General features: G+C 68.8%; 21 protein-coding genes and 5 pseudogenes. 10 read left to right on the top strand and 16 right to left on the bottom strand.

Going from position 1 to position 25,886, the window contains the following annotated elements; all coding sequences use genetic code 11:
- Positions 1–209: 209 nt before the first annotated feature.
- The 5 genes and pseudogenes from ACY1JF_RS29380 to ACY1JF_RS29360 all read right to left on the bottom strand — a co-directional run bounded on the left by ACY1JF_RS29380 (position 210) and on the right by ACY1JF_RS29360 (position 6,529).
- Positions 210–491, bottom strand: coding sequence for a DUF6207 family protein (locus ACY1JF_RS29380; protein WP_462708297.1), 282 nt, complete (start codon positions 489–491; stop codon positions 210–212).
- 134 nt (positions 492–625) lie between these two features.
- Positions 626–841, bottom strand: coding sequence for a YMGG-like glycine zipper-containing protein (locus tag ACY1JF_RS29375; RefSeq protein WP_462708296.1), 216 nt, complete (start codon positions 839–841; stop codon positions 626–628).
- 18 nt (positions 842–859) lie between these two features.
- Complete coding sequence (locus ACY1JF_RS29370; protein WP_462708295.1) at positions 860–4,198, bottom strand: RHS repeat-associated core domain-containing protein; 3,339 nt, start codon at positions 4,196–4,198, stop codon at positions 860–862.
- 921 nt (positions 4,199–5,119) lie between these two features.
- Positions 5,120–5,383: pseudogene (locus ACY1JF_RS29365) on the bottom strand (hypothetical protein); the annotation flags it as partial.
- 66 nt (positions 5,384–5,449) lie between these two features.
- Complete coding sequence (locus tag ACY1JF_RS29360) at positions 5,450–6,529, bottom strand: replication-relaxation family protein (RefSeq protein ID WP_462708294.1); 1,080 nt, start codon at positions 6,527–6,529, stop codon at positions 5,450–5,452.
- A gap of 300 nt (positions 6,530–6,829) precedes the next feature.
- Here ACY1JF_RS29360 and ACY1JF_RS29355 point away from each other — a divergent pair, with 300 nt between their 5' ends.
- Entirely contained in the window at positions 6,830–7,267 is a 438-nt protein-coding gene (locus tag ACY1JF_RS29355; RefSeq protein WP_462708293.1) for a hypothetical protein, read from the top strand.
- Positions 7,268–7,494: 227 nt separating this feature from the next.
- On the top strand, positions 7,495–7,938 hold the full coding sequence (locus tag ACY1JF_RS29350; RefSeq protein ID WP_462708292.1) for a hypothetical protein: 444 nt from the start codon (positions 7,495–7,497) through the stop codon (positions 7,936–7,938).
- A 411-nt stretch (positions 7,939–8,349) separates the two neighbouring features.
- Here ACY1JF_RS29350 and ACY1JF_RS29345 read toward each other — a convergent pair whose 3' ends face one another.
- Together ACY1JF_RS29345 and ACY1JF_RS29340 are read right to left on the bottom strand one after the other, a co-directional pair.
- The gene (locus ACY1JF_RS29345; protein ID WP_462708291.1) at positions 8,350–10,002 is read right to left on the bottom strand and encodes an IS1182 family transposase; all 1,653 of its coding nucleotides are present in this window, start codon (positions 10,000–10,002) and stop codon (positions 8,350–8,352) included.
- Positions 10,003–10,129: 127 nt separating this feature from the next.
- A complete protein-coding gene (locus tag ACY1JF_RS29340) occupies positions 10,130–11,062 on the bottom strand; it encodes an AraC family transcriptional regulator (RefSeq protein ID WP_462708290.1) in 933 nt (310 codons plus the stop codon).
- Positions 11,063–11,164: 102 nt separating this feature from the next.
- On the opposite strand from ACY1JF_RS29340, the gene ACY1JF_RS29335 reads away from it, so the two are divergent.
- Entirely contained in the window at positions 11,165–12,148 is a 984-nt protein-coding gene (locus ACY1JF_RS29335) for a zinc-dependent alcohol dehydrogenase family protein (RefSeq protein ID WP_462708289.1), read from the top strand.
- 338 nt (positions 12,149–12,486) lie between these two features.
- Here the strand turns inward: ACY1JF_RS29335 and ACY1JF_RS29330 are convergent.
- Positions 12,487–13,157: pseudogene (locus ACY1JF_RS29330) on the bottom strand (transposase); the annotation flags it as partial.
- Between the two features lie 188 nt (positions 13,158–13,345).
- Here ACY1JF_RS29330 and ACY1JF_RS29325 point away from each other — a divergent pair.
- Positions 13,346–13,720, top strand: coding sequence for a hypothetical protein (locus ACY1JF_RS29325; RefSeq protein ID WP_462708288.1), 375 nt, complete (start codon positions 13,346–13,348; stop codon positions 13,718–13,720).
- Positions 13,721–13,754: 34 nt separating this feature from the next.
- On the opposite strand, the gene istB is transcribed toward ACY1JF_RS29325, so the two are convergent.
- The 3 genes from istB to ACY1JF_RS29310 all read right to left on the bottom strand — a co-directional run bounded on the left by istB (position 13,755) and on the right by ACY1JF_RS29310 (position 15,868).
- The gene (istB, locus tag ACY1JF_RS29320) at positions 13,755–14,525 is read right to left on the bottom strand and encodes an IS21-like element helper ATPase IstB (protein ID WP_462708287.1); all 771 of its coding nucleotides are present in this window, start codon (positions 14,523–14,525) and stop codon (positions 13,755–13,757) included.
- An 84-nt stretch (positions 14,526–14,609) separates the two neighbouring features.
- Positions 14,610–15,191 (bottom strand): snapalysin family zinc-dependent metalloprotease, encoded by a 582-nt coding sequence (locus ACY1JF_RS29315; protein ID WP_462708286.1) that lies wholly within the window; start codon positions 15,189–15,191, stop codon positions 14,610–14,612.
- Between the two features lie 404 nt (positions 15,192–15,595).
- Complete coding sequence (locus ACY1JF_RS29310; protein WP_462708285.1) at positions 15,596–15,868, bottom strand: IS3 family transposase; 273 nt, start codon at positions 15,866–15,868, stop codon at positions 15,596–15,598.
- Positions 15,869–15,984: 116 nt separating this feature from the next.
- Here ACY1JF_RS29310 and ACY1JF_RS29305 point away from each other — a divergent pair, with 116 nt between their 5' ends.
- Both ACY1JF_RS29305 and ACY1JF_RS29300 read left to right on the top strand, forming a co-directional pair.
- A complete protein-coding gene (locus ACY1JF_RS29305) occupies positions 15,985–16,998 on the top strand; it encodes an SPFH domain-containing protein (RefSeq protein ID WP_462708284.1) in 1,014 nt (337 codons plus the stop codon).
- Entirely contained in the window at positions 16,995–17,906 is a 912-nt protein-coding gene (locus tag ACY1JF_RS29300; protein ID WP_462708283.1) for a hypothetical protein, read from the top strand. The genes ACY1JF_RS29305 and ACY1JF_RS29300 overlap by 4 nt, the downstream gene beginning before the upstream one ends.
- A gap of 56 nt (positions 17,907–17,962) precedes the next feature.
- Here the strand turns inward: ACY1JF_RS29300 and ACY1JF_RS29295 are convergent.
- The 3 genes and pseudogenes from ACY1JF_RS29295 to ACY1JF_RS29285 all read right to left on the bottom strand — a co-directional run.
- Positions 17,963–18,630: pseudogene (locus tag ACY1JF_RS29295) on the bottom strand (transposase); the annotation flags it as partial.
- Positions 18,631–18,721: 91 nt separating this feature from the next.
- Positions 18,722–19,180, bottom strand: a pseudogene (locus ACY1JF_RS29290) (ISAs1 family transposase); the annotation flags it as partial.
- On the bottom strand, positions 19,066–19,398 hold the full coding sequence (locus ACY1JF_RS29285) for a transposase family protein (protein ID WP_462708282.1): 333 nt from the start codon (positions 19,396–19,398) through the stop codon (positions 19,066–19,068). The gene ACY1JF_RS29285 and the pseudogene ACY1JF_RS29290, both read right to left, overlap by 115 nt.
- A 377-nt stretch (positions 19,399–19,775) precedes the next feature.
- On the opposite strand from ACY1JF_RS29285, the gene ACY1JF_RS29280 reads away from it, so the two are divergent.
- On the top strand, positions 19,776–21,302 hold the full coding sequence (locus tag ACY1JF_RS29280; protein WP_462708281.1) for an alpha/beta hydrolase: 1,527 nt from the start codon (positions 19,776–19,778) through the stop codon (positions 21,300–21,302).
- A 269-nt stretch (positions 21,303–21,571) separates the two neighbouring features.
- A complete protein-coding gene (locus ACY1JF_RS29275; protein ID WP_462708280.1) occupies positions 21,572–22,381 on the top strand; it encodes a transposase in 810 nt (269 codons plus the stop codon).
- Between the two features lie 9 nt (positions 22,382–22,390).
- Here ACY1JF_RS29275 and ACY1JF_RS29270 read toward each other — a convergent pair whose 3' ends face one another.
- Positions 22,391–22,687 (bottom strand): hypothetical protein, encoded by a 297-nt coding sequence (locus ACY1JF_RS29270; protein ID WP_462708279.1) that lies wholly within the window; start codon positions 22,685–22,687, stop codon positions 22,391–22,393.
- Positions 22,688–23,091: 404 nt separating this feature from the next.
- Here ACY1JF_RS29270 and ACY1JF_RS29265 point away from each other — a divergent pair.
- A pseudogene (locus tag ACY1JF_RS29265) lies at positions 23,092–24,285 on the top strand (IS3 family transposase).
- Positions 24,286–24,476: 191 nt separating this feature from the next.
- On the opposite strand, the gene ACY1JF_RS29260 reads toward ACY1JF_RS29265, so the two are convergent.
- Positions 24,477–24,881 (bottom strand): hypothetical protein, encoded by a 405-nt coding sequence (locus tag ACY1JF_RS29260; RefSeq protein ID WP_462708278.1) that lies wholly within the window; start codon positions 24,879–24,881, stop codon positions 24,477–24,479.
- A gap of 299 nt (positions 24,882–25,180) precedes the next feature.
- On the opposite strand from ACY1JF_RS29260, the gene ACY1JF_RS29255 reads away from it, so the two are divergent.
- On the top strand, positions 25,181–25,591 hold the full coding sequence (locus tag ACY1JF_RS29255; protein WP_462708277.1) for a VOC family protein: 411 nt from the start codon (positions 25,181–25,183) through the stop codon (positions 25,589–25,591).
- The last annotated feature ends 295 nt before the right edge of the window (positions 25,592–25,886 follow it).

Genomic DNA, 25,886 nt, shown 5'->3' with positions numbered 1-25,886 from the left:
TCATTGAGGGCTTATCCCCGTATACGGGGTCGTCGTACAGCGACCATGCCGGGGCGCAATCTGCCAAGAACTACCGCGAAAGCGAACCAAACGCTCACTCAGTGATGGTCTCGCTCATCAGGCGTCTCCTTGATCATCGGATCCGCCGTCTATTGGACACTCCCCCGGTCGAGGTCACCCTCGCACGGTAGCCACCTGCCGGCGCACCATCAGGCCCCTCCCCCGCCGGGCCCGGCCAGCGGCTGACGCATGTCGAGGTAGCAGCGCAGCCGCGCACCCGCCTGGTCGGCATCCCGGGTGGTGCGCTCCACCGACGTCGTCGCCCACCACGCCGCCAGCGCCGCGTGAAACGCGAACGCGGTCTCATCATCCGCAGTGGCGACGTCGACCACGACCAGACCGGGCTCGGACACGTGCGTTTCGTTGATCGCTTCCACGGTCGGCACGACGCACCACCAGCGGCAGCAGTTCTCCCGGAAGCCAACGTTCACCCGCGAGAGGGTCAGCAGAGCTGGCCGTGCGGTCCCACACGGTCAATCGCACTGCGGCCCTACGCCGGATCCGGCGTAGGGCCGCATTTTGGAGGAAGGTCACTTGCTCACGAGCGGTCACAGAGCGGGCGTCACTAATCGCGATAGACGGACCTTCGGACCGCTCGGTTGAGTGGTGGTTGGATCAGGCCGACGACGGCACCAATGGCGCCCATCACCAGCGCGCCCTGCCAGGGTGTGCCGATGAAGCCAAAGGCCAGGCTCAGCACTGTTCCAAGCGCCGCACCGATCAGTGCGAAGAGCATGCCGCGCTTCCAAGCGATCGCATACGCCTTGCTCGCGTCGGGCACAGGTGTTCTCCCTGTTGGTCAGACTTTCGCTCCGCCGATGAGTCCGCCGACGACGCTGCCAAGGACAGCGTTTTTGGCGTCGTCGCTGTCTCCGCCCGCGACCACGGCTCCCAGCCCTGCACCGGCGCCTCCCCATAGGGCGCCTGTTACCGCACCGGCGGCCACGCAGCCTATTCCGGCCGTCCCTGCGCAAGCTGCGGCCACAGCTGTTGCAGCAGCGAGGCCAGCCACGGCACCACCAATAGCGCTTCCCACATCAGGCCAGCTGAACAGCCCCGTCGGGTCACTGTTGTTGATGGGGTCGCCGGCGGCGTAGAGGTAGGGGTTGGATTCCTGGCCGGAGGGATCGGGCTGGGTGAAGCGGCCGAGGGCGGGGTCGTAGTAGCGGTGCCCCATCTCGTACAGACCCGTCGGGTCGGCGTACGCACCCGCGTAGCGGAACGGCTGGGGGGTGGCCTCGGTGGTGGTGCCGCGGGGCGTGCCCGTCGGGCCGTAGGCGTAGGTGTGCGTCCGCTTGCCGGTGGCGTCGACGAGGCCCAGGACGTTGCCGGTGGCGTCGGTGAGGTAGTAGTAGGGCTTCCCCCCAGTCGTCATGGAGTTCAGCGTGCCCGAAGGCTCGCGGATGAATCCCGTGTCGACACCGTTCGTGGTCGTGGACGCGAGACCCAGTGCGGTGTGGTGGAACCACGTCTCACCGAGCTTGGTGCGCTCGGCATTGGTGGTGCCGGCGTGGACCAGGTCGTAGGTCTTGCCGCCTGCGGTGATCCCGGCGAGCTGGCTGTAGTCGGTCCAGGACTCGTTCGTGCGAGCGGTGCCACTGGCTGCGCCGGTTTCGTTGCCGAGCTTGTCGTAGGACCAGCCCGTGGTGGAGCCGTTCTTCCCGGTCAGCTCGCTGGCGTCGTTGTAGGTGTACGTGGTGCCGCCCGGGCAGGCGTTTTTGCTGCCGTCCTGGCTGGTGAGGTTGCCGACCTTGTCCCAGCAGTACAGCCACGACGCCTTTCGCGCCCCCGCCGAGTCCGCCTCCAGGGCGTAGGAGAGGCGGTCCTGGGAGTCGTAGGTGTAGCTCGTCTTGTACTGGGTGATGTTGTCGGTGCGGGTGCGGATCTTGGTGGTGTCCTTGCCCGCGTTGGCGTAGCTGTAGGAGAGGTCGACGAAGGTCTGCGTGCCTGAGGTGGTCTTGATGCGCTCGGGGCGGCCGTTGTCGTCGATGGTGACGGTCTGGGTGGTGCCGCCGGGGTAGACGGTTTTGGTGCGCTTGTCGTTGTTGTTGTAGTCGAAGTCGGTCTTCGCGCCGTCCGGTGCGGTGAGGTAGTCGAGGCGGCCGGCCTTGTCCCAGGTGTAGTCCGTCGTCCCGGTCGGGTCGGTGTAGAAATCGACGTCACCGCCTGGGGTGTACGCCAGCGCGGTCTGCGCGCCGTTCTGCAGGGTGCGGATACTTTCGCGGTTGAGCTTGTCGTACTCCCACTTGGTGAAACCCGAGGCGTCGGAGCGGGTGGTGACGTTGCCGTCACCGTCGTAGGTGTAGGTGATGGTGAAGTTGGTGGAGGAGACCTCGCGCACGCGGTCCCGGGAGTCGTAGCCGTAGACGGTGGTGATGCCGCGGCCGTCCTTGACCGTCTCCACGCGGCCCAGCGCGTCGTAGGTGTAGGTCGTCTCCCCCAGCGGCGCCGGCGGCTTCACCTTGATCAGGTTGCCCTCGTCGTCGTAGGTGAAGGAGGTGACCTTTCCGTTGCCGTCCTTCGCCGTACACCGCTGGCCCTCGAAGCCACCGCACGTCGGGTCGGCGTCGTTGTAGGTGTACTCGCGGGTCGCGCCCGCGGTGCCCGACGTGGTCACCGACAAAGTGTTGCCGTTGGTGTCGTACTTGAAGCTGTCTTTGCGGCCGTTGGCGCCGGTCAGGTCGCTGGGCAGGTCCGTGCCCGCGATGGTCTGGTACTGGGAGACCTGGGCGGTGGCGCCCATCGGCAGCTTCTGGGAGATGGGGTTGTTGCGGTCGTCCCAGCCGTAGGTGGTGGTGTTGCCGCCGGTGCCGTCCGTGCCGGTGCCCATCGCGTCGACAGCGGTCTGGGTCAGGTGATTCTTGTACGTGGAGTGGCGGGAGTGGCCCAGCGGGTCGGTGACCTTGGTGACCTCACCATCGGCGTTGTGGACGTACTTGGTGGCGTCGCCATCCGGGTCGGTGACCGTCGTCGTGCCCGCATCCGACGGGGTCGCGGTCGTGTAGTCGTAGCGCCAGGTCGGGCCGGTGCGGGCGCTGCCCGACGTGCCGGTGGCGCGTTGCATGGAGGTGACGCGGTTGTGGCTGTCGTAGGTGAAGAGGGTGACGGTGCCTTCGGGGGTGGTCACCTTCGTCAGGCGGCGGGAGGAGTCGTACTCGTAAGCGGTGGCTTTGCCGGCGGTGTCGGTGACCTTGGCGAGGTTGCCCGCGCTGTCGAGGTCGAGGACGGCGGTGCGGCCGGTGTGGTCCTTGGCCTGCCACTGGCTCGCGTCCGTCTTGACCAGGTCGATCCAGCGGCCCGTGCGGGTCTCGGTGAGCTTGAAGCCCTTGTGCTCGGCGCCTTCGTCGTGCTGGTCGACGGTGATCGTGCCGTCGTTCTTGTCCGTCACCTTGGTGAGGGTGCCGTGCTCGTTGTAGGTGTCCTTGGTGCCGGACTTGCGGTCGGTCAGGGTGTAGGTGCCGTCCGCGTTCTTCTTCAGGTCCTTCGAGTAGCCCGTCGGCGTCGTGTAGGTGCCGTCGGCTTTGGCGGTGAAGCGCAGCAGGTTCCCGGTGGCGTCGAAGACGTCGACCTCGCCGTCGCCGACCTGGAGGTAGCGCTCGTAGGCCTGCCACCAGCGCTGCGACACCTTCCCCCACGGCGCATCGAGGGAGCTGTAGGTACGGGTCAGCTGCAGCTTCTGACCGACGCCGGCGATATCGAAGTCGGTCGCGGCGAGCATCAGGTTGCCGTTGGAGACGTTCACCCGCGCCACCAGGGCGTCGTTGAGACGGGTGTCGAGGATCTGGTGCCAGGGCACCTCGCCCTGACCCTCGGGCAGGTAGTCGGCCGCTGCAGCAGCGACCGAGCGGGATGCGGAGCTCCTGGCAGGCTCTTCGCCCGTGGCACGGGCCTTCTGGGCCGCCCGCCAGGCCGTGACCTCGGCCGAGGGCTTGGCTTCGGCCTCCGAGGCGGGCGCCTTGACTGTGCCGGCCGGTGTCGCGGGAGCCTGGACCTTGGTCGGCTTCGTCCACGGACTCTCCGGCTCCGGGAGCTCCGGTTTCGGTGTCGCCGCCAGGCCGGGCGCGGCGGCGATCACCACGGCGGCCGTGGTGATCGCGGAGACGAGAGCGGTTCTGTGTGTTCTTCGGGCACGCCACATAGGCGTGCGCGCAGCACGCGAGTGCATCAGCTTCCCCCCCACAGAAAGTTAGACCCGGCGACCCCAGCGGCCACCAGCGGCACACAAGCTGTCACAAGAAGCACACAAATCGATGCGGCGTCCCCTCGAACGCCATATGCACACGGGCCGGAATGCGCCCCACCGCTTCACTGGTTCAAACACGCCCTTATTGGCGCAATAGGGTCGCCGAGCAAGCCCAGTTGGCGAAATTTTCACCGATCTTGGTGAGCATTCAGATCGAAAATGCTCGAACAGGCCCTGTGTCTGCGGGTCCAAGGACAGCGACCGGACCTTTTCGGCCAGGTTCAGACCTTCCAGCCGACCATGAGGCGTGATCACCGAGTCGTTCATGCTGGTCATGCCATGACCGCACTGGCCACGGAAGTTGTCTCAAAGGCGGTGGCGAACGCCAGCGGTTCCTAGGTGCAGGCCTTCACGGAATGCACACTGACCCCGTCCTGCATGCGTGGGCCCCCAGCCCGCGGCAATCACCCCTGCTGTGAAGGACCTCCTCTCCGATGAACGCACCGGGCAGACGTATGCCCTGCTCCCGCTCCACCCGCCACTCCCCCGTCCCACACCGGCTCACCCTCGCCGCCCGGCGGGCCGGGCACGTGCTGTGCTGGAGTCTCGCCGCCGGCATGACCACCGCCGCCCTCGACCTCCTCGCCACACCCCAAGCAGCCTGGTGGCCCACCGTCTGGCCACTGCCCTGGTACCTCACCTCCCTGGGCCTTCTTGCGCGCCCGCGAAAAGGCCACACAGCAACCACCCGACGAGGACACCCTGCCCGACCATTGGGACCGGGCAGCGTAGGAACGGCCGACCCTTCAAGAACACGGCGGGCACTGAAAACGGCGGCCATGCTGATCGCCACGTACTGCCAACGCACGGGCGTGGGCCGGGAGTCCCTGGAGTCGTGCGGGGTTCGCCGGGGCGCGGGTCGTACAGGGCGCGGCCGCCGGGCCACCGGGACAGCTCGGTGGTCAGGGCGACGCCGTCGTCGACCTCCTCGGTCCGCCAGCCGTGGATGTCCAGCAGCAGGCTGTCCAGCGGGCCGCCGACCAGTTCGGCGTAGGTCCGGTGCGGGAGCGGGCCGGGGTTGGGGTCGTCGTGCTCCGCGCCGTAGACGCGGCCGTTCAGCAGCTGCTCGTCTCCGTTCATCCGGTCAGCTTTCCAGCCGCTACCGACAACCGGGCCCGGCCTGGGTGGAGGCCGGGCCCGCTGTGCTCACCGCGGCTTGGGCGCTGCGGCCAGCACCCGCCGGTCCTCCTCGCCGCGGCCGACGATCCGCCACACCGGCCGGTCGGCCCCGTCATGGGTGAGCTGGTGCAGGGTCGTCGTCGCCACGGTGATCCGCCAGTTCGGCCGGGCGCGGTCGTGGAAGGCGGCCTCCCTCGTTTCCGGGGCCGCGCGGCGCTTGGCCGGGGCGAAGACGAACAGCAGCAGCGGGAAGGTCCGCTCCAGTGACGGACCGGCGTAGGTCTCCCGCCAGTGGTTGCGCGGGGAGCGGGCGGCGTTGCCGCGCCCGGACGCAGGCGCGTTGCGGTAGGCGTCGTAGCGCTCCAGCTTGGCGAGCAGGCCGGCGTAGGACACGGTGCGGTCGATCTCCACGAACGCGCTGGCGCCGTTGGCCAGGAGCACCACGGCGTCGGGCACCAGGTTCCCGGCCGGGGTGGGGTGGGCGACTTCCACCCGCCAGTCGGCGTGATCGGCCACCCCCGCCTGGTGGAAGGCGATGACGGTGTCGACCAGGGCGAGGCCATGCTCCCGAAGGCCCGTCTTGCTGGCCGCGATGCGCTTCCCCGTCGTCCGGCCGGCCGGCGACGCGAGCTCACCGGAGGCGGCGGCTTCGGCGAAGCCCGCCGAGGTGCAGTACCAGTAGCTCTGCTGGGCACGGTGGGTCCTGCCGACCAGGGCCGGGGATTCGGCGAGCAGGTTGCGCAGCGCGCGGCGGACATGGTCGGTGTCCTGCTGATGGGGCAGCAGCAGCGCCTTCAGCTGGCGGGGTGTGGCCAGGCGCAGCCGGGCGAGGGTGAGCAGGACCTCGCCGCGGAGCTTCGCGCCGGCCTTCGTCGCCGCGGCCTTCCGGGGCCGGGACGCTTCTCCAGATACATCAGTACCTGGAGAAGCGGAGTTGCAACCGGCCGGGGCAGGCGAATCAGGGGTCTGATCAGCAACAACCGCCAGACGACGGCTGGAGGCTGCGGGGCTGGGAGCGAGGCTTGTCGCAGGGCTCGGAGCAGGGCTTGCCGTCGCAGCGGTGTCCGCCAGGACCGGCGGGGTGTGCGGGTCGGGTGCGGTGGTCATCGCGTCCTCGGGTTTCTCCGGCCGCACAAGGCCGGGTCGGCAGTCGTCCGGCCCGCGCGCGGATCTGCGCACGGGCCGGAGCCACCGTGTGAAGCCACCCCTTGACCGCGGTCTGACGGCCACCAACAACCTGCGCCCGATTCCTCCTTGACCGCCCCTTGCAGTCCGAGTTTGTCCGTGACCGGAGTCACTCCCCACCGCCTCCCGGAGCGCGGCCTCTGTCCACAGGGCAGGGCTCGCACCGTAGGGCGACCGGCCGGGCGCACCAGGCATCCGGCCAGCGAACAGCAAGGAGCCGTCATGGAGACGACGTCACCCAAGGTCCCCCAGCTCGCCCCGGAGCAGATCCTGCGGGCCGCCGACTACGTGGAGCTGGTCTGGCGGGAACAGGGCACCGAGGAGGAGAAGGCCGCGCTGGCGGAGTTCCACGCCGACGGCCCCGAGCTGGCACGGCTGATCGGTGAGTTCGGTGCACTGCTGCTGGCCGGCCACCTCACCGCCGTGCCCGACGAGCACGCCGACTGCGAGTCCGCGTACGTCACCGAGAAGGTGGTGACGGTGGCGAGCCGGTACCTCAAGCGGTGGTGCCTGGCGAGCGGGGCCGGGGCGCACACCGCGTGGATCGCAGCCGGCTTCCTGATCGAGTGCATGCAGGAGGTCGATCAGGTGGGCCAGTATCTCGACGACATCCGCGGCAACGTCGGCGCGGGATTTCGGAGCGGCTACCGCCTGAACTGAGTCGGCAGCCGGGCAGCGCCCGGGGACGGAGATTTCTCCTCCCCGGGCGCTGCCCCTTTTGTGTGGGATGTCGCAGGTAGCGGAGGCGGACAAGGGGGGCGCCGCGAACGGCGCGGGGAGGGCCCTCTCCCCCGCCCGGCGGCCGGACTCTGTCCACAAGGCTGCAGCTCGAAGGTGGTTTCGAGGTCGCCGCGATCAGCGAGGCGGCCCGTACGTGAGGAGCTGTCATGCCCGAGAACACCGTCACTACGCCGCTCGCCCCGATGGAGCCGGAGGATGTCGCCGTTGCCTTCGCCTACATCCGGGCGCTGCAGGCCGACGACATCGACACCGCCTGCGCGGTCGTCGACGGCATGGGCCCGGAGGTGCTCCAGATGCTCCTGGACGTCGCCGCGCGCATCGTCATCCCGATCACCGCAGTGGACGACCACGACGGGGAGCCCTGCGCGCATTCCTTCCTGGCGGCGGCGCTCGGACGGCTTCTGCTGGAGCTCCTCTGTGATGGCGAGTGCCTGGCCGGTGCGCTGGGCATCGCCCAGACCATCATCCGCTTCACCGAGAACATCCTCACCGAGGAGCACAGCGACGTCGCCGACGTTCTGCGCCAGCTGGAGGCCACGGGGATGAAGCAGGCGATGCAGGCGCACCCAGCGCACCGCACCTCCGCGTAGCCGCACCTTCGCGACGGCGGTGGTGCGGTGCGGCACGCATCGCAGGCGCACCACCGCACCGCACCACCGCACCACGGTGGTGCGGTCCGCCGGCACCGCCGCGCCGCAGCGGGTGCGCCACAGCCGGGCGGGCTTCTCTATCACACACCCCCTTGACCGCGACCTAATCGCGAGCCGAAACCGGCGATGGCAAGGAGAAATGTCGCGGTAGCAGAGCTGGACAAGGGGGTCGCGCGCGTCCGGCCGCACCCGGGCAAAGGATCGGCCGACGGCGGGCGCACCGGTGCGGTGCGGTGCGTCGGGTGTGGCGCACCGGCGCGCGAGAGTGCCGGGCATCGTCGGAGTGGTGCGGTGCCGGACGCGGTGGCGCACCATCGAGCGACTCTGTCGGGGATCTTGGGATTCCCTTGATCATTGTCCTTGGCGCCACCAGCGAGGGCGGGGAAGTGCGTGCTCGTCGAGGTGCTGCTGGAATGCGGTCGGGGAGCGGGGCCGGTGGGTGGAGTCCGGCGGTTCCTGGGTGCTGAGCCGGTCGATGTTGATGGCGATGGCGGTCAGGACGTGCTGGACGTGGGCCTTGGCAACGCCGCGGTAGCGGCATCGCCGCATCTGGTGGTCGTTGGTAAGCGCGTCCATGGTGCCCTCGATGCCGGAGCGTGAGGCGTAGAGCCGTCGCCACTCCGGATTCTGTTGGTCGGCGCGGTTCTGGGCCTGGATCTGGTGCAGGTGGCGGGGCAGGAATTTCACGGTCCGTGCCGTTCCGGAAGTGCAGGAGGTCTTCTCGGGGCACGGGCCGCACTGCCGCTTGTCGAACCGGACCACCACGTACGGGGCCATTGAGGGGATTTCGTTCCAGTTGCCGCTGACCTTGCCGTTGGGGCAGGTCACCTCGCGGCGGTCGAAGTCGATGATGAAGTTCTCCCGGGCGAAGCCGTCTGCGGACTTGTTCTGGCGGGAGTTGTTGGTCTTGACCGGGCCGACCATGGTCACCCGGTGGGTACGGGCGGCGGTGTCGTGGTGGACGACGGAGGTGTAGCCGCTGTCGACGAGGTGCTCGGCGGGCAGCAGGCGGCGGCGCTTGAGGCGGGTGTGGATGCCCGGCAGCGCGGTGCTGTCGGCGGAAGGCGGCACGGTGGCGACGTCGGTGATGACATTGACGCCCTTGTCGTCGCAGGTCTCGGTGGCGTGCGCCAGAGAGCCGGTCCAGCGGCGGTGCCCGCGACTCGTCCAGCGGGCCTCGGTCTCGTACGGGGACTCGATACGCACCCGGGACGGCGGCTGCCCGTCGCTCTCCCGGCGTGGACGCAGTCGGCCGCGGGCATCGAGGAGGAAGTGCTGCACCAGTACCTGCCGCAGGATCTCCGCCTGCGGGCCGGCCAGCCGGCCCGCATCGCGGATACGTTCCAGGAGCTCGGTGGCATCGGCACCGGCCTGGGTGAGGCGCGTGACCGGGTGCGAGGGCTGGCTGGCCAGGCGGACCTGACGGCCGTAGCGCAGGGCCCACTCCTCGTCCACCAGCCCTTCCAGCAGGTCCGGCATCGTGCGAGCGGTCTCCTCCAGGGCCGCGCGGACCGTCTCCAGGACCAGTTCCAGCCGGGTCAGTTCACGAGCTGCGGACAGAATGAAGGTGGAGTCGGTGCGCTGCCGGCCACGCGCCTTGACCAGCCCTGCTTCCCTCAGCCGGGCCAGGACGAGATCGAGCAGAGCGTCGGCGCGGCCCGGCTCGGCGATCCGGTCACGGAAGTCGGACAGCACGCTGTGGTGGAAGCCGGGATCGTCCAGCTCCAGGCCGAGCGCGTACTTGAAGTCGATGCGGCAGCGCACCGCCTCGGCGACCTGCCGGTCGGAGAGATTGTGCAGGAACTGCAGGACGCTCACCGTGGCGAGTTGCGCGGGCGACAGTCCCGGCCGCCCGTCCCGGGGGTACCACGTGGTGAAGTCCCTGTCCCGCCACAACCCTTCGAGCCGGTCACGCACCCACATCGCGGTCGTGCCATGGGGATTACTCGCCCGAGCGATCTGCGCGGTCAGGGCAGGAACCTGGCCACCGGAACGGGGAGACATGGACACCGGATCACCTCGTGCACGACGAACGACCTTCACTTCCAAGCCGATCATCCCGGTCGAGCACCATGATCCACCGGTGAATCCCAAGATCCCCGACAGAGTCGCTCAGTGGGTGACGTGATCCTCACTCGGCCCGGCGGGTCGTCTCGTGGGTTAGGTTTCGCCAGACTCCGGGCGAGACGCCCTCCTTCTTCGAGAAGGCGCGGCTCAGGGCGGTGCCGGTGTCGTAGCCGACTCTGACAGCGATCTCCTGAACGCTCAGCGGTGTATCGCGAAGCAGTACCTTCGCCCGGTACATACGCCATGCCGTGAGGTATCCGAGCGGGGTCTCCCCCGTCCTCTCTTTGAACAGGGCGGCGAACGCCGAGCGTGACATCCCTGCCTCACGGGCGAGTTCGTCGACCGTCCACGGACGGCTCAGGTCCGCGTGCAGTTCATGCATTGCACTCGCTAGCCGTGGGTCCCTCAGTGCGCTGATCCAGCCGATGGTGCCGCTTCCTACGTCCGCGCAGCAGGTCCGTAGGGCTTGGACGAAGAGCACGTCGGACAGGCGACTCATGATGAAGCCGCCGCCGAGCCCGCCCGCCTCGCTCTCGCCCGCGATGAGGTCGAACGTGGCGCGCAGGAGCCGACTGGTGGTGTCGTTCAGGTTCAGTCGGAACAGCGGCGGCAGAAAGGCGAAGAGGGGTTCGGCCGCCACGGCGTCGAAGGCGAACCGGCTGGACACGATCTGGGTCGGCGCACCTGCGCCTCCGACCCGTACCGCATGGCCGGAAGCCCGGGGGACCAGGCCGTCGCAGTCGACGACCTCGCTGCTCGCCTCGTCCCGCAGGGTGAAGCCCACACCTGCCCGGGCCAGGAAGCAGTCGTCGGCTTCCAGACGATGTGGCTTGGCGAGGGTGTCCGCGGTGAGCACGCACGAGCCGCTGGAGATCAGGACCAGCCGGGCCAGGTGGCGGGGCGGAAACGAGATGCCCCACGGCGCACGGGCGTCGATGCGCGCATACCGCGCGTCCTCAATCCTCATCGTGGCGAGGAGGTCGTCGATCGGATCCATCCATCCTCCTGGACGATCTGCATCAAATATCGGACGTGACGATACAGACCGTCCAGCCGGACCGCCCTATCTTGAGGTCGATTCACGAATGAAGGGCATAACATGCGCATATTCCAGGTGCAAAAAGGCGGAGGTCTCGCGGTCTCCACTAAGCGTCCGGTGCCGAGTCCGTCGGTGGGCGAGGTGCTCGTACGGGTAAAAGCCACTTCCCTCAACGCGCGTGACCGACTCATCGTCGCCGACCGGTATTCTGCTGCTGCGGCTCCGGGGCGCGTCCCACTCTCCGACGGCGCGGGCGTCGTCGAAGCCGTCGGGGAGGGAGTCACACGATTCCGGACCGATGATCGAGTTGTGGGCGCCTTTCACCCGACCTGGCTGTATGGCCCGTTCCCAGGATGGGGAGAGTTGCACGGCACACAACGCGACGGATGGCTCGCCGACTACATCGTCCTCGGCGAACAGAGTCTGGTCCCCGTACCGGACCACCTGTCCTTCGAGGAGGCGGCCACGTTGCCGTGTGCCGCGCTCACCGCGTGGTCGGCCGTGAGCGGCGTCGGCCCGGGCGATGCGCTGCTGATCCAGGGCTCGGGCGGGGTGTCGGTCTTCGCGCTCCAGTTCACCCGCCTGGCCGGCGCACGCGTACTGGCCACGACATCCGGCGACGGCAAGGCCCGACGCCTGAGCGCTCTCGGCGCATCCGACGTCGTCAACTATGCCGACACCCCACAGTGGGGTGCACGGATACGGGCGCTCACGGACGGCGGCGTCGACCGTGTCGTCGAAATCGGCGGTGCCGGAACGCTTGCCCAGTCCATCGACGCCGTCGCCCACGGCGGGCAGATCGCCCTTGTCGGCGATCTCGCGTCGGGCGGCGGCATGGACGTGACGCGGTTCTTCCGCCGTGCCGCGACACTCCGATCGATCAGTGTCGGCAGCCGCAGCGACTTCGAGCAGATGAACAGAGCCATCGGTAAACACCGACTGCGGCCCGCCATCGACCGCGTCTTCCCGTTCGAACAGGCACCGGAGGCGTTTGCCCACTTCGAGAAGGGCTCCCGCTTCGGGAAGGTCGTCATCAGCCACTGAAGGGCCGTTCTCTATCCGGTCGTGCGCTCGGTCCGCTTCGAGCGGTGCCCTGAATCGGGTCACTTGTTGATTGGTAGGGCATAGAGGAAGGGCCTCTTGGTAGCTCGCGGTTGTCGAGTCCGGCGAGAGGCAAGAGGCCCTGTTGCCGAAGTGTCGCGTGATCGGGGAGTGTCTGACCTCGATCTTTCTTGAGGTTCCGCCGACGGAGTCGGTGGACCCTCCCGCTTTTCGGGGCTGATGGTGGGCAGGCTGGCGGCCCGGCTGTCGCGTCGGGCGGGCGCCGAATTCCACTGTCCTGAGGTTGGGTGACGCTGTCGTCGGAGCGGTGAATCTGCTGGTCAGCCGGGGTCTGACAGGAGTGCGAGCCGTTCGAGGGCGGTGGTGATCTGGCTGGTCCAGGGCCAGTGCCGGGCGAGGCGGAGGATGCGGCGTCGGCCGGTGGTGACGAGCTGGGCGGCCGCGGAGAGCAGCCGGAATCGCAGGCGGCGGGGCTCCCAGAGCCTGGCCTTGCCGGTCAGGGCGAGCATGGGCATCCAGGCCGGCAGGTCGAGAGCGACCCGCACGATCTCCAGCCAGATCCGGTTCTGGGCCGTGCGGTGCAGGGGCAGGTTGCGCAGACCGGTGGCCCGGGCGGCGCGGATGCGGTCCTCGGCCCGGGCCCGCAGCCGGCGGCGGAGTTCGAGTTCGGCGATCGGCCGGCCCAAGGTGTTGGTGGCGAAGCAGGTCAGCCGCATGCCGTCCGCGTCCGTGAGCCGCAACTGGGCCCCGGGTGGGGTCGTTCCTTGCAGACGATCAGCCGCATGCCCTTGGGCCGGCCGTCCAGGACGTCGCCGGTGAGTTCAGCGACCCAGGCGCCGTCGCGGATTTCGCCGTCCGCCTCGACGGCCGCCGTCCATGCCGATGCCAGAACCCTCAGCACATGCTGGTGGATCGTGTCGGTGATCACCATGCTGACCGAGTAGGACAGCCACTGTCCCCGATGAGCGAGCCAGGTGACGAAGTCGTGGGTGTGCCTGGGTACTTGTCTGAGTGCACCACCGAGTACGAAGTTATGTGCACCACTGCTCAGGCTGTCGGCGTACGGACTTTTCTCCCCAGTTGCGTACGGACGAACGTCCCCAGCTCTGACCGCAGGCAGCGGCAGTACGGTAGAGGATCTCGGTTGAGATCGATGCCCCGCCCAGGGACACTCGCGCGATGAGCCCCAGCACATCGTCGGAGCCGATCGAGCGAGGGTGGGACGAGCCCTGGTATCGGGTCCGCATGGCGGACTTTCAGGCGTCGTTCCTGCCCAGCGACGGCGAGGACTTGGACGAAGTCTGCAATGTCGATGTCTTCGTGACTCTGAGGGGTGGATCTTGTTGGACCGCGACCGTGTTCACCGTCGCGGAAGTCGAGCGTCTGATGAAGCTCTGGGCAGGGACCGACGAGGCCCTCGGAGGCCGGTACTTCTGGGTCTCGGACGGCCTGATCGTCAGGGATCCCGGCATCGACAGCATGACCGGCGTGATCGCCGGGCTGATCGAGAACGGCGAGTTCTCCGAGATCTTCCAGCGGGTGATCAACGACTGATCAAGTGTTCGGCCGCTGGAATCGACGTGGGCCGTCAGGCCACCTCGTTGTCCCGCTCGATGGCCTTGAGGCGGTTCTTGAGCCGGTAGCTGGGGCCGTTGATGGAGATCACTTCGCAGTGGTGCAGGAGACGGTCGAGGATCGCGGTGGCCAGGACTTCGTCGCCGAAGACCTGGCCCCATTCGCTGAAGGTCTTGTTCGAGGTCAGGATGATCGAGTCCTTCTCGCAACGCTTGGAAATCACCTGGAAGACGAGGTTCGCTTCGGCCCGTTCCAGCGGCTGGTAGCCCACCTCGTCGACCACGAGGACGCTGGGGCGGAGGTAGCTGGTGAGCTTGCTGATCAGCCGGCCCTGGTTCTCGGCGGCCTTGAGATGGCGGACCATGTCGTCGGGGCTGGTGAAGTAGATCGAGTAGCCGGCCCGGCAGGCCGCGACGGCCAGGGCGACGGCGATGTGTGTCTTGCCTACCCCGGGCGGCCCGAGCAGAGCGACGTCGGCCTTGTCGTCGACGAAGGACAGGGTGGCCAGGTCCTTGACCTTGCGGAGGTCGAGGTCGGGCTGGAAGGAGAAGTCGTAGTCCTCCAGCGTCTTGTGGTGCGGCAGCTTCGACAGCCGCAGGCCGTTGCGGAAGCGCCGGTCGTCGCGGACGGCGAGTTCCTCGGCCAGCACCAGGTCGAGGAAATCGAGGTAGCCCATCTTGGCCTCGGTGGCCCGCTGGACGTACTGGTTCAGGGCCTTGGCCAGGTGCGGCGGGCCGAGCTTGGCGGCGGTGGTGCGGATGCGGGTGCTGGTCAGCTCGCTCAACGGGCTTTCCTGGTCGGGTCCCGGAAATCTCGACGAGGTCCCCGGGACGTCCATCCGCTTGATGTCCTTTTGATGACCGTTTGGTCAGGGTGCGTCGATGAGGGCCCGGCCGTCAGTGCGTGCGAGCGCGGCGACTGCGTTCGCGTAGGCGGACTGAACGAGGGAGCGCTCGGTGGCGTTCGGTGTGGCGTTGGTGCAGGCCGTGCCGGCGCTCGATCCCGACATCAGTTGCGAGCAGGGGCCGGGCTTGGTGTCGGGCAGGCCGAGGCTGTGCCCCAGCTCGTGAGCGGCGATCCGGGTCTTGTCGTAACCCTGGTCCACGGCCTGGCTGCCGAGTTCGACCCGGACCTGACGGCCCGGACGAACAGGGCCGAGGGTGGCCTGCGGCCAGCCCGTGGTCGCGACGATCACGATCTCGGCCGCGGTGCCGGACGCTGCTTCGACCAGGTGGACGTTGCTCACGTTCGCGTTCCATGACGCGACTCCGGCCGCGATCGCGGTTTCCCAGCCCGCAGCGCGGCTGTCGTCGTAGCGAAGGGTCACCGCCGCCGCCCGCGCGGCGGACGATTCACCTGCGGGAGCGACCGCAGCGGTCGCGGGGCCCGCCATGGCGAGAACGAGCGCTGTGGCGGACGTGCCTGCCTTGAGCCAAGTAGCGAGGGGCATTGCTGCTCCTTCATCTGTGGGGGGGAATCCGGCCCCAGCGGGGTCGGGTACGCGAAGGAGGGGCACGGGCTGTCCGGTGGGGGCCGGACACACCGTCGACCGCCCCTCCGAGGCGTTGCGATGGTATGCCCTTCGATCCACTTACGTCATGCACCTGTCATGGTTAATTTCCGTCAGGATCCGCTGAGACATCCGGCCCACGAGCACGAGACTCCGGCAGGACGCACGCGGCGACCAGGCCGGCCGCGCCCGCTCGGCGGCCGACTGCCCCGCCAGGACGGAGGCGACCAGGATCCGGCCGTCCCTGGCCGCGACGCGGATCAGCCGTACCGCCCCGTTGCCTGCGGCGCCCCGGAGCGGCCACCGCCGCGCCCGTGAGGTTCCCCCGTTGCTCGGGGGGCTGATCAGCTGGTCAGGGCAGGTTGGCGGGGTTTCGGGTTCGCTCGTTCGGTCGTTGCCTGCTTGGCGTAGTGCTGCTCTTCGAACTCGACCGGACTGAGGTAGCCGAGGCGTTTCTGGATGCGCCGACTGTTGTAGAACCCGTCGATGTACTCGAAGAGCGCGAGGTTCACCTCGGCCCGGGTGACGAAGGTGCGGCCGCGCAGGCCCTCCGTCTTGATGAGCATCCAGAGGTTCTCCGCGAGGGCGTTGTCGCAGGAGTCCCCGACGGAGCCCATGGATGCCTGAATTCCTGCTCTCGTCAAGCGTGTTGTCAGCTTCACGGATCTCGTCTGGTTGACGATATCTGCGCCTCCCGGTTATCGTCGTACTGACGAAATCGAGGAGGTCCGCCATGGCCGACATCACCCGGCGCTTCGGATGGCGCCATCTGCGCTCCGCGCCCACCGCCCACATCCGCCACCACAAGCGCGGCCGGCTCGTCCACGACGGCCGGGGGCTCAGCTTCTGGTACCGGTCGCTGTCGGCGGCGCTGTCCGAAGTGCCGGTCGACGACCGGGAGTTGGCCATGGCGTTCCACGCCCGTACGGCAGACTTCCAGGACGTCGCCGTGCAGGCCACCGTCACCTACCGGATCAGTGACCCGGCCGAGGCGGCGAACCGGCTGGACTTCTCCGTGGACCCCGACAACGGGAGGTGGCGCGGCACCCCCCTGGAGCAGATCGCCACCCTCCTGACCGAGACCGCGCAACAGCACACGCTGGACGTGCTGGTCCGCACCCCGCTGGCCGTCGCGCTGGTGGACGGCGTCGCCTCCGTGCGGGAACGGGTCGTTGCCGGTCTCGCCGCCGAGCCCCGCCTGCTGGCCACCGGCATCGACGTGGTCGCCGTACGCGTCGTGGCGATCCGGCCCGAGGCGGAGGTGGAGCGCGCCCTGCGCACCCCGGCCCGCGAGCAGATCCAGCAGGAGGCGGACCGGGCCACCTACGAGCGGCGGGCCGTCGCCGTCGAGCGCGAGCGTGCCATCGCCGAGAACGAGCTGGCCAGCCAGATCGAACTGGCCCGACGCGAGGAGCAGTTGGTCAACCAGCGCGGCACCAACACCCGGCGCGAGGCGGAGGAGAAGGCGGCGGCGGACGGCGTACGGACCGAGGCCGAGGCGGCCCGCACGGTCCGCCTGGCCCGCGCGGAGGCCGAGGCCGCGCGCGCGACGGGCGCGGCGCGCGCCGAGGCCCAGGCCGCCTGGCTGCGGGTGCACGGCGAGGTCGATCCGGCCACGCTGCACGCCCTGGCGGCGACCCGGCTGGCGGAGAACCTGCCGCGGATCGAGAGCGTCACCCTTTCCCCGGACGTGCTCACCGGGCTCCTCGCCAGGATGGGGCGGCCGGAAGGCCGGGCGGACGCGTGAGTCTGGCCCCGCGGGCGGTGCTCGTGCACCGCAGGACCGAGTACGAGGAACTGCTCGCCCGGCACGGGACGCACGGGCAGGCCGCGTTCTTCCTCTCCAGCCGCGGCCGCTTGATCGACGAGGTGGCCCGCCGCCACGACGCCACCCGGCGGGCGCTGCGGGAGGTGGCGTCGGCGGTGCCGCTGACCTGGCGCAGCACCAGGGTGGAGCGGGCGGACCTGGACCGGTTCCTGTTCGCCCCGGAGGACGTGGTGGTCGTGGTCGGCCAGGACGGCCTGGTCGCCAACACCGCGAAGTACCTCTCCGGGCAGCCGGTGGTGGGCATCGACACCGATCCGGAACGCAATCCGGGAGTCCTGGTCCGTCACCGCTGCGCCGACGCGGCGGACCTGCTGCGCGCCGCGACCGCGGCCCGGGACGGGGACGGCGGCGGGGTGGAGGAGCTGACCATGGCCGAGGCGGTCGCCGACGACACCCAGCGCCTCCTGGCGCTGAACGAAATCTACCTGGGGCCGCCCGGCCACCAGACGGCCCGTTACCGCCTGGGCACCGGCACCGGGACGGACCCGGGCGAGGCCCAGGCCTCCTCCGGCGTCCTCGTCGGCACCGGCACCGGCGCCACCGGCTGGCTCCGCTCCCTGTGGCTGGAGCGCGGCGCCACCGTGACGATGCCCACGCCACGCGATCCGCGACTGCTGTGGTTCGTGCGCGAGGCCTGGCCGTCGCCCGCGACCGGCACCTCGAGAGTCTCGGGTGAACTGGAGCGGGGACAGACGCTGCGGCTGACCGTGGAGTCGGACCGGATGGTGGCCTTCGGGGACGGGATGGAGACCGACGCCCTGGAACTGACCTGGGGCCAGAGCGTGCGGGTGGGGATCGCCGAGGCGTCACTGCGCCTGGTGACGTGAAGGGCCCTGCCCGCGGGTCACCGGTGACCGGTGGGGGGGTGCCTCTATGTCTTTCGTCAAGCGAGTCGGGAGCTTCTGGGCTCGTAGAGGGTTCCTCGCGGAGCATGGCGAACAGGACGCTGATGCGTTGACGGGCCAGGCGGAGGGGGGCCTGGGTGTGGGTTTTGCCGCGGGCTCGGCAGCGGTCGTAGTAGGTGCGGGAGGCGGGATCGTGGAGGGCTGCGAACGCGGAGAGGAACATCGCTCGTTTCAGCTGCCCGTTGCCGCCTCTGGGGGCGTACTCGCCGTGGATCGACGTGCCGGACTGGCGGGTTGCCGGGGCGAGGCCGGCGTAGGAGGCCAGGTGGGCCGCGGTGGGAAAGCTGCTGGCGTCGCCGACGGTGGCCAGGAGGACTGCGGCGGTCCTGACGCCGATGCCGGGCATCGAGGTCAGGACCTGGGAAAGAAGGTGGGCCTCCAGCAGTGCCTCGATCCGTTTCTCCAGGGCCCGGTGTTGTTCATGAACGGCGGCCGGCGACTTGGCCAGCGACGGGACGATCACGTCGAGGGTGCCGGTGCCCGGGGCGGTGACGGTCTGCTCGTCGAGCGCGGTGAAGATGTCGTCGACCAGCCGCTCGGCCATGCGCGGCGCTCGGGGCCGGAGGACCTCGGCCAGCTTGCGGTGGCCCGCTTCGCGCAGTGCTTGCGGGGAGCCGTAGCGCTCGAGGAGCCAGTTCGCCACCGGTCGGTCTGGCCGCTCTGCCCGGACCACAGGACCGGGACTTGAGCTGCTTGCGGAGCTGCTTGCGGAGCTTCTCCGTGTTGCGTTTCACGACCACGATGCAATGTGCCCGCCGGTTCAGCAGACAGACGGCGTGGCCGTTCCGGTTGTGCATCGCGTCGCTGGTGACGACCGCGCCTGCCAGGTCCTCGAGGGTGTCGAGCAGCGGCTCGAAGCAGGTGATCTCGTTGGTCTTCTCGCCGACGTCCATCTGGGCGAGGACCAGCCCGCTCGCGTGGTCGCAAGCGGCCAGGAGGTGGATCTTCCGGCCTTTCGCGCGGGCCGCACCCCGCAGCGACTTCCCGTCAACGGCCAGTGCCCGAAGCCCCTCTTTCTCGGCCCGCCGATCTGCGAGCCAGGCTCCGACCGCCCGGTCCAGAGCGTCCGCGTCGATTCTGCTCAGCAGTCGCCGGACGGTGGACTCCGCAGGGCAGGCCAGGACCGTTTCGGGAACAGCGGATCGACGACCGCACCGAGCCGCTCGAGCAGAGCGGGCGGCGCGTCGGCGACCCATTCACCCACCGCGAGCAGAGATCTCGCTCCGGCCAGGACCGCGCAGGCCGGCAGGGCCAGGACCGTCACCAGCGGATGCCTCACTCCCCTCGGAGCACGTGGATCCGGGACCTGCGCGAGTCGCTCCAGCAGCCCGGGAACCTCGTTCCCGGCCGCTTCCGGGTGCGGTCCGAACTGGTCTAAGGCAGAAGTGATCAGAGATGATGCGTCGGCAGGCACGAGCAGTCCAAGTCACAGAGCGTAGAGAACTTCATGATCACGGACGTTCGTGCCTGCTTTGTTTCGAACTCTGCCCAACACGACGAGACGTCAGTGACCGGGCGTCAGCCGACCACGCCGAAGCCTTGGGCCCGCGGGGCCTGGACATCGACCACCTGGTATCCGTAGCCGCGACGAGTTGAATGGAGTTTTTACAGTTCACGACGTCAGCGGCATATCGTCGACAACTGGCCGTTGACGCGGTACTCGTACTCGCGACGGGCCGTACTGCGCCCCCTCACGGCTCATGTGAACTGGACTTTTTCGAGGGATAACCCCACCCGGTTTCGGGGGTCTCCCGGAGTGTGCTGAGGTGTCCACCGCCCTAGCGTGCGGCCATGTCAAATTCCCGACGCATCAGGGCCTTCGCGGCATACGCGGCAGTACTCGCCGCCACCGCGACGACCACCGCTACTGCCGCCGAGCCGAATCCGTTAGCCCGCTTCCACGGCCAGCACCTCGACTGGCACGCCTGCGCACTCGGCATCGACGACGAGCTCGGACAGGAGCTGGACGCCGCCGGCGCCGACTGCGCGGACATCACCGTGCCGCTCGACTACGCCGACCCTGGTGGTCGCACGATCACCGTCGCCATATCGCGCCTGAAGGCCACCGACACCGCCCACCGCATCGGTCCGCTGCTGTTCAACGACGGGGGACCGGCCGGCCCCAGCCTCCACATGCCACTGACCAAGTCAGAGGTGATGGGAGAGGTCGCCGACCGCTACGACCTGATCGGTATGGACCCGCGTTTCGTCGGCCGGAGCACCCCGCTGGACTGCGGCTGGAACCTCGGTTCGGCTCTTCTGCGCTCTGCGGGCGCCGACCGGGCGGCATACCGCCAGGAGGTCGCCGTCGCGCGCGACCTGGCCAGGCAGTGCGAACGCGCCCACGGCGACGTGCTGCCGTACGTCACCACCCGCGACACCGCTCGCGACATGGATGTCATCCGCGCCGCCCTCGACGAGGACGTCTTCTCCTACCTCGGATACTCCTACGGCAGCTACCTCGGCGAGGTGTACACACAGCTCTTCCCGGGCCGCACGGATCGCATGGTGCTCGACGGCGTCATGTCCCCGAAGCTCTACAACCACACCCTGCTGCGCGGCACCGAGGCGGCCAACGAGGCGGCCCTGCGCGCCTGGGCGTCATGGGCCGCCGCACGACACAGCGCCTACGGGCTGGGCGCCACGCGCGCCGAGGTCCTGACGGCAGTCGAGCACATCCTCGCCGCCGCCGCGCAGAAGCCGCTGCGGATCGGGAAGATGTACAAGCTGGACGAGCACGTCCTCCCCGCCGTCCTCATCGGCGGCCTTGGCAGCGACCTCGACGAGCGGCGCGCCGACCTGGCAGCGACCGTCCGCCTCCCGGCGCGCGCCGCGGAACGGGAGCCGGTCGAACCGTCCGAAGCGCTCGCCGGGCAGTTGGAATTCCTGCTGACCGGGGCAGGCTCGGCCCCCTCCAGCCAGATGACCGCGATCATCTGCGGTGACGTGGCCGAGCGACGCGGCGTTGGCACCTATTGGCGCGCGGTCCAGGTTTCCCGTGAGCGGTTCCCCCTCGCCGGGCCGCTGGCCGGCAACATCACCCCCTGCGAGTTCTGGGACCGGCCCGCCGAGGCACCGACCGTGCTCGACAACGACGTCCCCGCCCTGCTCGTCGCCGCCACCGGCGACCCCCGCACCGTCTACACCGGCGCCGAGGCCATGCGTGAGCAGTGGCCGAGCTCCCGGCTGCTCACCATGGACAGCGCCCGCCAGCACGGCCTGTACGGCGAGTACGAAAACGCCTGCATCGACGAGCGTGTCAACGCCTATCTCCGCACAGGACGACTCCCCGCACACGACCTGACCTGCGAGGTGTAACCCCGGCAGCGTCCTCGGCGACGCGGGCGGTGCCAGCGTCGCCGAGGACGTACACCGAGACCGACCTTGGGGAGCATGACGTCAGGGGATCGATCAGCGGGCCATGCCCTTTCACAACTCAGTCGGCTTCGTAGCAAGCCAGACGCCTGCGCAGGTCGAGGTTCTCGCCTCGTCTATCAAAGCAGGCCGAATCGGACATAATGGATGATTCATTGAGTCGAGGGCGGAGAAGGAGCAGTGCCCGGGTGGCCGGCACGAATGACCACGGGATGCCTGATCCGCAGGTGGAAGCCCGTTCGACCGGTCCGCGCCGGTATACCGCGGAGTACAAGGCGAGGGTCCTCGCGGAGTACGAGACGTCGGACAAGAAGGGCAAGGGCGCCCTGCTGCGGCGGGAGGGCCCGTACTCGTCGTTGATCACGACGTGGCGGCAGCAGCGGGACAAGGGCGGCCAGGCGGTGCTCTCCGCGCCGGCCGGACGGCCGAGGGCGGATCTGAGGGACAGAAAGATCGCGAAGCTGAAGGGACCGGGCAAGGGCGTCTACTGCTGCCTCTGCACGATCATCGACATCTTCAGCCGCTGCACGGTCGGCTGGATGACCGCCGCGCACGAGAACAAGGACCTCGCCGAGCGGTTCCTGTCCGAGACGATCGCCAAGTACGGCACCGAGCCAGGCCAGTTGACGATCCACTCGGACCGCGGGTCTCCGATGGCCGCACAGAACGTCGCCCAGATGACGGCCGGCCTCGGCGTCACCAAGTCGCATTCGAGGCCGAAGACGTCGAACGACAACCCGTACAGCGAGAGCCAGTACAAGACCCTGAAATACCGGCACGACTTTCCCGGCCGTTTTGGATCCCTCAAGGACGCCCGGGCGTGGTGCACCCGCTTCTTCACCTGGTACAACGAGGAGCACCGGCACTCCGGGATCGGCCTGCACACGCCCTACGACATGCACTTCGGCCTCGCCGGGCAACTCCGCGAGATGCGTGCCGACGTCCTCCAGGCGGTCTGCGCGAAGCACCCCGAACGCTTCGCCCGCAAGCCGCCCGAGCCGCCGGCACTCCCCCACGGATAGAACAGCCAGTCAGGCGTGGGCGTGGTGGCGGGCGTTTGGCAGTTTGTGCGGGGCAGCGTGGTGCACGGGCTGGCCTGTTGCGGGAACTGCGAGGCGTCGCAGGGACAGGCTCGCGGTGACGAGGAGAGCGGTGAAGACGGCCAGGAGGAGGACGGACACCCACATCTGTCGGCTCCCGGGTGCCTGCCAGCCGGTCCAGAGGGCCGAGCCCGTCCACAAGAGGATGCCCGCGGCGTAGAAGGAGCGGATACGGCGCAGTTGCCGCACGGCCCGCAGGAACTGGATGCGTTCGGTCTTCGGTGCCATGTCGGCCCGTGTACCCCGGTGCATGCTGTTCAACGGCCTGGGTTGATCGGGTTCGTCCTCCGACCGTCTCCCACGCTTACTGTTGGGTGCGTCCTTCGAAGCCACGTCGTACTGCTGCGCCTTGGTCCTCGACCAGCCCCGTGCTGTCAGGGAGGTTCAGGACGGCGCCGCAGTGGTTGCACAGTTTCCCGTCCTCGGCCGGCGTGCCGCACGCCTTGCAGAACCGGTTTCCCTCGGCGTCTCCAACGGTCTGTGTCATGACTCTCTCCTACAGGGTGGACAGTGATGGGTAGGGAGTACCCCTGAATCGCCCCGGTTCAAGTGAAGACTCGATTTCATGAAAGGATCGAGTCATGGCGTGACCTTCCCGTTACCCGCTTGAGCTCCGCCGCCGTGCGGTGCGCATGGTCGCCGAGGTGCGCGACGACCACCCGAACGAGACCGCCGTTCCGCAGGCGGTGGCCGAGAAGCTCGACATCGGCTCCCTCGAGACGCTGCGGAACCAGGTGAAGCAGTACGAGATCAATACCGGGACGCGTCCGGGGACGACGGAGGGGTCCGCCCGGCTCAAGGCGCTGAAGAAGGAGAACGCCGAACTCAGGTGGGCCAACGAGATCCTGAAGGCTGCGGCAGGTTTCTTCGCGGCCGAGCTCGACCGGCCACACACGCGCTCGTGGCCTTCATCGACGGGCACCGGGGCCGCTTCGGCGGCGTCGAGCCGATCCGCAGAACCCTCACGGAACATGACTGCAAGATCGCCCCCTCCACCTGCTACACCCACCACAAACGCCGGAGCACGCCGTCGGTCAGGACCGTGCGGAATGCCGAACCGAAGGAGCGGATCAGCGAGGACTTCGAGGCCGACCACCGTGTCTACGGGGCGAGGAAGATCTGTCGTGAGCTGAACCGGCAGGGCCATCGCGTGGCCCGCTGCACCGTCGAGCGTCTGGTGCGCGAGCTCGGCATCACCGGAGCGGTCCGCGGCAGACGCGCGATCACCACGCTGCCCGGCGGTCAGACCGGCCGGGCGTCGGACCTGCTGGACCGCGACTTCGTCGCCGCCGCCCCGAACCGCTGCTGGGTCGCGGACTTCACCCGCATGAAGACCTGGGCCCGTGTCGTCCACGTCGCCTTCGTCGTCGACACGTTCTCCCACCGGATCGTCGGCTGGTCCGCGGCCACCGTGAAGGAAACCGTGTCCGTCCTGGACGCCCTGGAGATGGCCGTGCGGCAACGTGACCGCGACCAACGCCCTCTTCGACCAGAGGAGTTGATCCACCACTCGGACGCCGGGTCGCAATATGCGGGTTTCCGGCTCGACGAGCACCTGGAGGCCGTCGGCGTCGCCGCCTCGATCGGTCGGCGACGCCTACGACAACGCCCTGATGGAGAGCACGATCGGCCTGTACAGGACCGAGCTGATCAAGCCTCGACGGCCCTGGAAATCGCTCTCCCGGGTTGAATTGGCCACCGCCGAGTGGGTCGACTGGTACAACCACCGCAGACTCCACGGCGAGATAGGCCACGTTCCGTCCGTCCAGTACGAGGCCGATCACTACCAGGAATCCACGAAATTCCAGGTCACCGTCACGGTCTGAGGTCTCTACCGAGCCCGGGGCGGTTCATCCGGACCGTTTCCGGTCACCCGGGCGGGGGCTTCCCCGGGGTGGGGTAACCCCGTACGGACCAGACGCGGAAATCGCCCCACGGGCAGTCGCCGGGCATGGTCGCCGACGCGCGGGGGACTACGGCCATCACTCCGGTGAGGGCGGCGGACGGCACGCCGGATTCAGCAGGCGCTGTCGCGGAACGTCACCTTGGTGACCTCCACCGGCAGGTAGAAGATGTTCCCCTGGTGGGCCGGCACGCAGAACGTGTTCGGCTGCTGCGAGCCGTCCGGGAGGGTGTAGAGGTACCCCAGGTCGGCGTTGCGGGACGTGTAGTTGTAGTAGGTGAGGGCCGGTGCCTTCCCGGTCCAGTCCTGGTTGGTGACCACCGACGGGGGCTCCGCGGGAGCGGGGTCGGGGATGGTGGCCCAGTTGGACCAGACGCAGAAGTTGCCCTGGGGACAGTTGCCGGGGGGCCAGGGCTCGTCCGAGGCGGCGGAGCTGGCGGCCGAGGCGCTCGGGGCGGAGACCATCGCGGCCACGAAAGCGGCGGAGGCGAGACCGAGGGCAAGGGGTCGTAACGTCATGGCTATTCCCATCTGCACGGAGGCGGGTGAACCGGAATGGAGGTTATCGATTTTATATTGAAAGGTCAAGCAATCGATTTCCGGCCCTGAGAATTCTCCCGTGATGTCACACTTGCAAGTGTGGCGAGAAATGCCGAAAACAGCGGATCCGCGAATGAGGACCCGAAGGGCGGGACATCCGGTATCTCGAACAGCCGACCGGGTAAGGCAGGATGTCAGGTGGGGTGGCTCCAGTCAGCAACGGCCGGGGGCCGGGCCGGTGGGCGGGTACGGCCGGTGGGCGCGGGTAGCGGGTCGGCATGGTGACACGACCGCGCTTCACCCTAGCCACCACGGTGCTCGACTCCCCCGACGCCCGCGAGTTGGCCGCCTTCTACCGGAGCTTGTTGGGCTGGCCGGTGCGGGAGGACGCACTGGACTGGGTGGTGCTCGCCCCGCCCGGTGGCGGGGCCGGCCTGTCGTTCCAGACCGAGCCCCACTACGTACGGCCGCGCTGGCCGTCCACCCTGGACCAGCAGCAGATGATGGTGCACCTGGACATCGAGGTGGACGACCTGCCGGCGGCCGTCGCGCACGCCACCGCGCTGGGTGCGACCCCGGCCGACGTCCAGCCGCAGGAGCGGGTGCGGGTGCTGCTGGACCCGGCCGGACACCCGTTTTGCCTGTTCGCGGGGGATGAGTGGTCAGCTTCGGCTTCCGGCAGCCGGTGATGACCTGCCCCGGCTGCGCGGACGGCCGGGGGCCTGTGCGTGAGCGCGGGGACTGCCGGCGGTGCACGGGCCGCGTCGATTCGGAGTCCAGGCGCGTGTACTGCCTGCGCCAGGTGGAGCCCTTGCAGCCCGAGGTGTGACGGCGTCGTCCCGCCGTCGCTGAACAGCACGATTCCATACACCAGGCCCCGGGGATGTCTTCACTCCCCAGGGCCCGTGGTGTGTCCGGACATGGGTCAGATCTCCCCGGCCGCCGTGGCGGTGAGCCAGTCGGCGGCTTCGGCGTCGGTCATCA

The organism is Streptomyces sp. SYSU D01066-1, assembly GCF_054956795.1.
Note: the sequence above shows the minus strand (reverse complement) of the source record. Positions and strands in the feature narration are given on the sequence as shown.

Coding starts and splice junctions, on each gene's coding strand:
- ACY1JF_RS29325 (WP_462708288.1), top strand. CDS start 13,346: ATGAGCCCCAGCACATCGTCGGAGCCGATCGAGCGAGGGTGGGACGAG.
- ACY1JF_RS29315 (WP_462708286.1), bottom strand. CDS start 15,191: ATGCCCCTCGCTACTTGGCTCAAGGCAGGCACGTCCGCCACAGCGCTC.
- ACY1JF_RS29275 (WP_462708280.1), top strand. CDS start 21,572: ATGCCTGATCCGCAGGTGGAAGCCCGTTCGACCGGTCCGCGCCGGTAT.
- ACY1JF_RS29310 (WP_462708285.1), bottom strand. CDS start 15,868: ATGGGCTCCGTCGGGGACTCCTGCGACAACGCCCTCGCGGAGAACCTC.
- ACY1JF_RS29350 (WP_462708292.1), top strand. CDS start 7,495: ATGCCCGAGAACACCGTCACTACGCCGCTCGCCCCGATGGAGCCGGAG.
- ACY1JF_RS29340 (WP_462708290.1), bottom strand. CDS start 11,062: ATGGATCCGATCGACGACCTCCTCGCCACGATGAGGATTGAGGACGCG.
- ACY1JF_RS29370 (WP_462708295.1), bottom strand. CDS start 4,198: ATGTGGCGTGCCCGAAGAACACACAGAACCGCTCTCGTCTCCGCGATC.
- ACY1JF_RS29335 (WP_462708289.1), top strand. CDS start 11,165: ATGCGCATATTCCAGGTGCAAAAAGGCGGAGGTCTCGCGGTCTCCACT.
- ACY1JF_RS29305 (WP_462708284.1), top strand. CDS start 15,985: ATGGCCGACATCACCCGGCGCTTCGGATGGCGCCATCTGCGCTCCGCG.
- ACY1JF_RS29355 (WP_462708293.1), top strand. CDS start 6,830: ATGGAGACGACGTCACCCAAGGTCCCCCAGCTCGCCCCGGAGCAGATC.
- ACY1JF_RS29345 (WP_462708291.1), bottom strand. CDS start 10,002: ATGTCTCCCCGTTCCGGTGGCCAGGTTCCTGCCCTGACCGCGCAGATC.
- ACY1JF_RS29360 (WP_462708294.1), bottom strand. CDS start 6,529: ATGACCACCGCACCCGACCCGCACACCCCGCCGGTCCTGGCGGACACC.
- ACY1JF_RS29260 (WP_462708278.1), bottom strand. CDS start 24,881: ATGACGTTACGACCCCTTGCCCTCGGTCTCGCCTCCGCCGCTTTCGTG.
- ACY1JF_RS29280 (WP_462708281.1), top strand. CDS start 19,776: ATGTCAAATTCCCGACGCATCAGGGCCTTCGCGGCATACGCGGCAGTA.
- ACY1JF_RS29255 (WP_462708277.1), top strand. CDS start 25,181: ATGGTGACACGACCGCGCTTCACCCTAGCCACCACGGTGCTCGACTCC.
- ACY1JF_RS29270 (WP_462708279.1), bottom strand. CDS start 22,687: ATGGCACCGAAGACCGAACGCATCCAGTTCCTGCGGGCCGTGCGGCAA.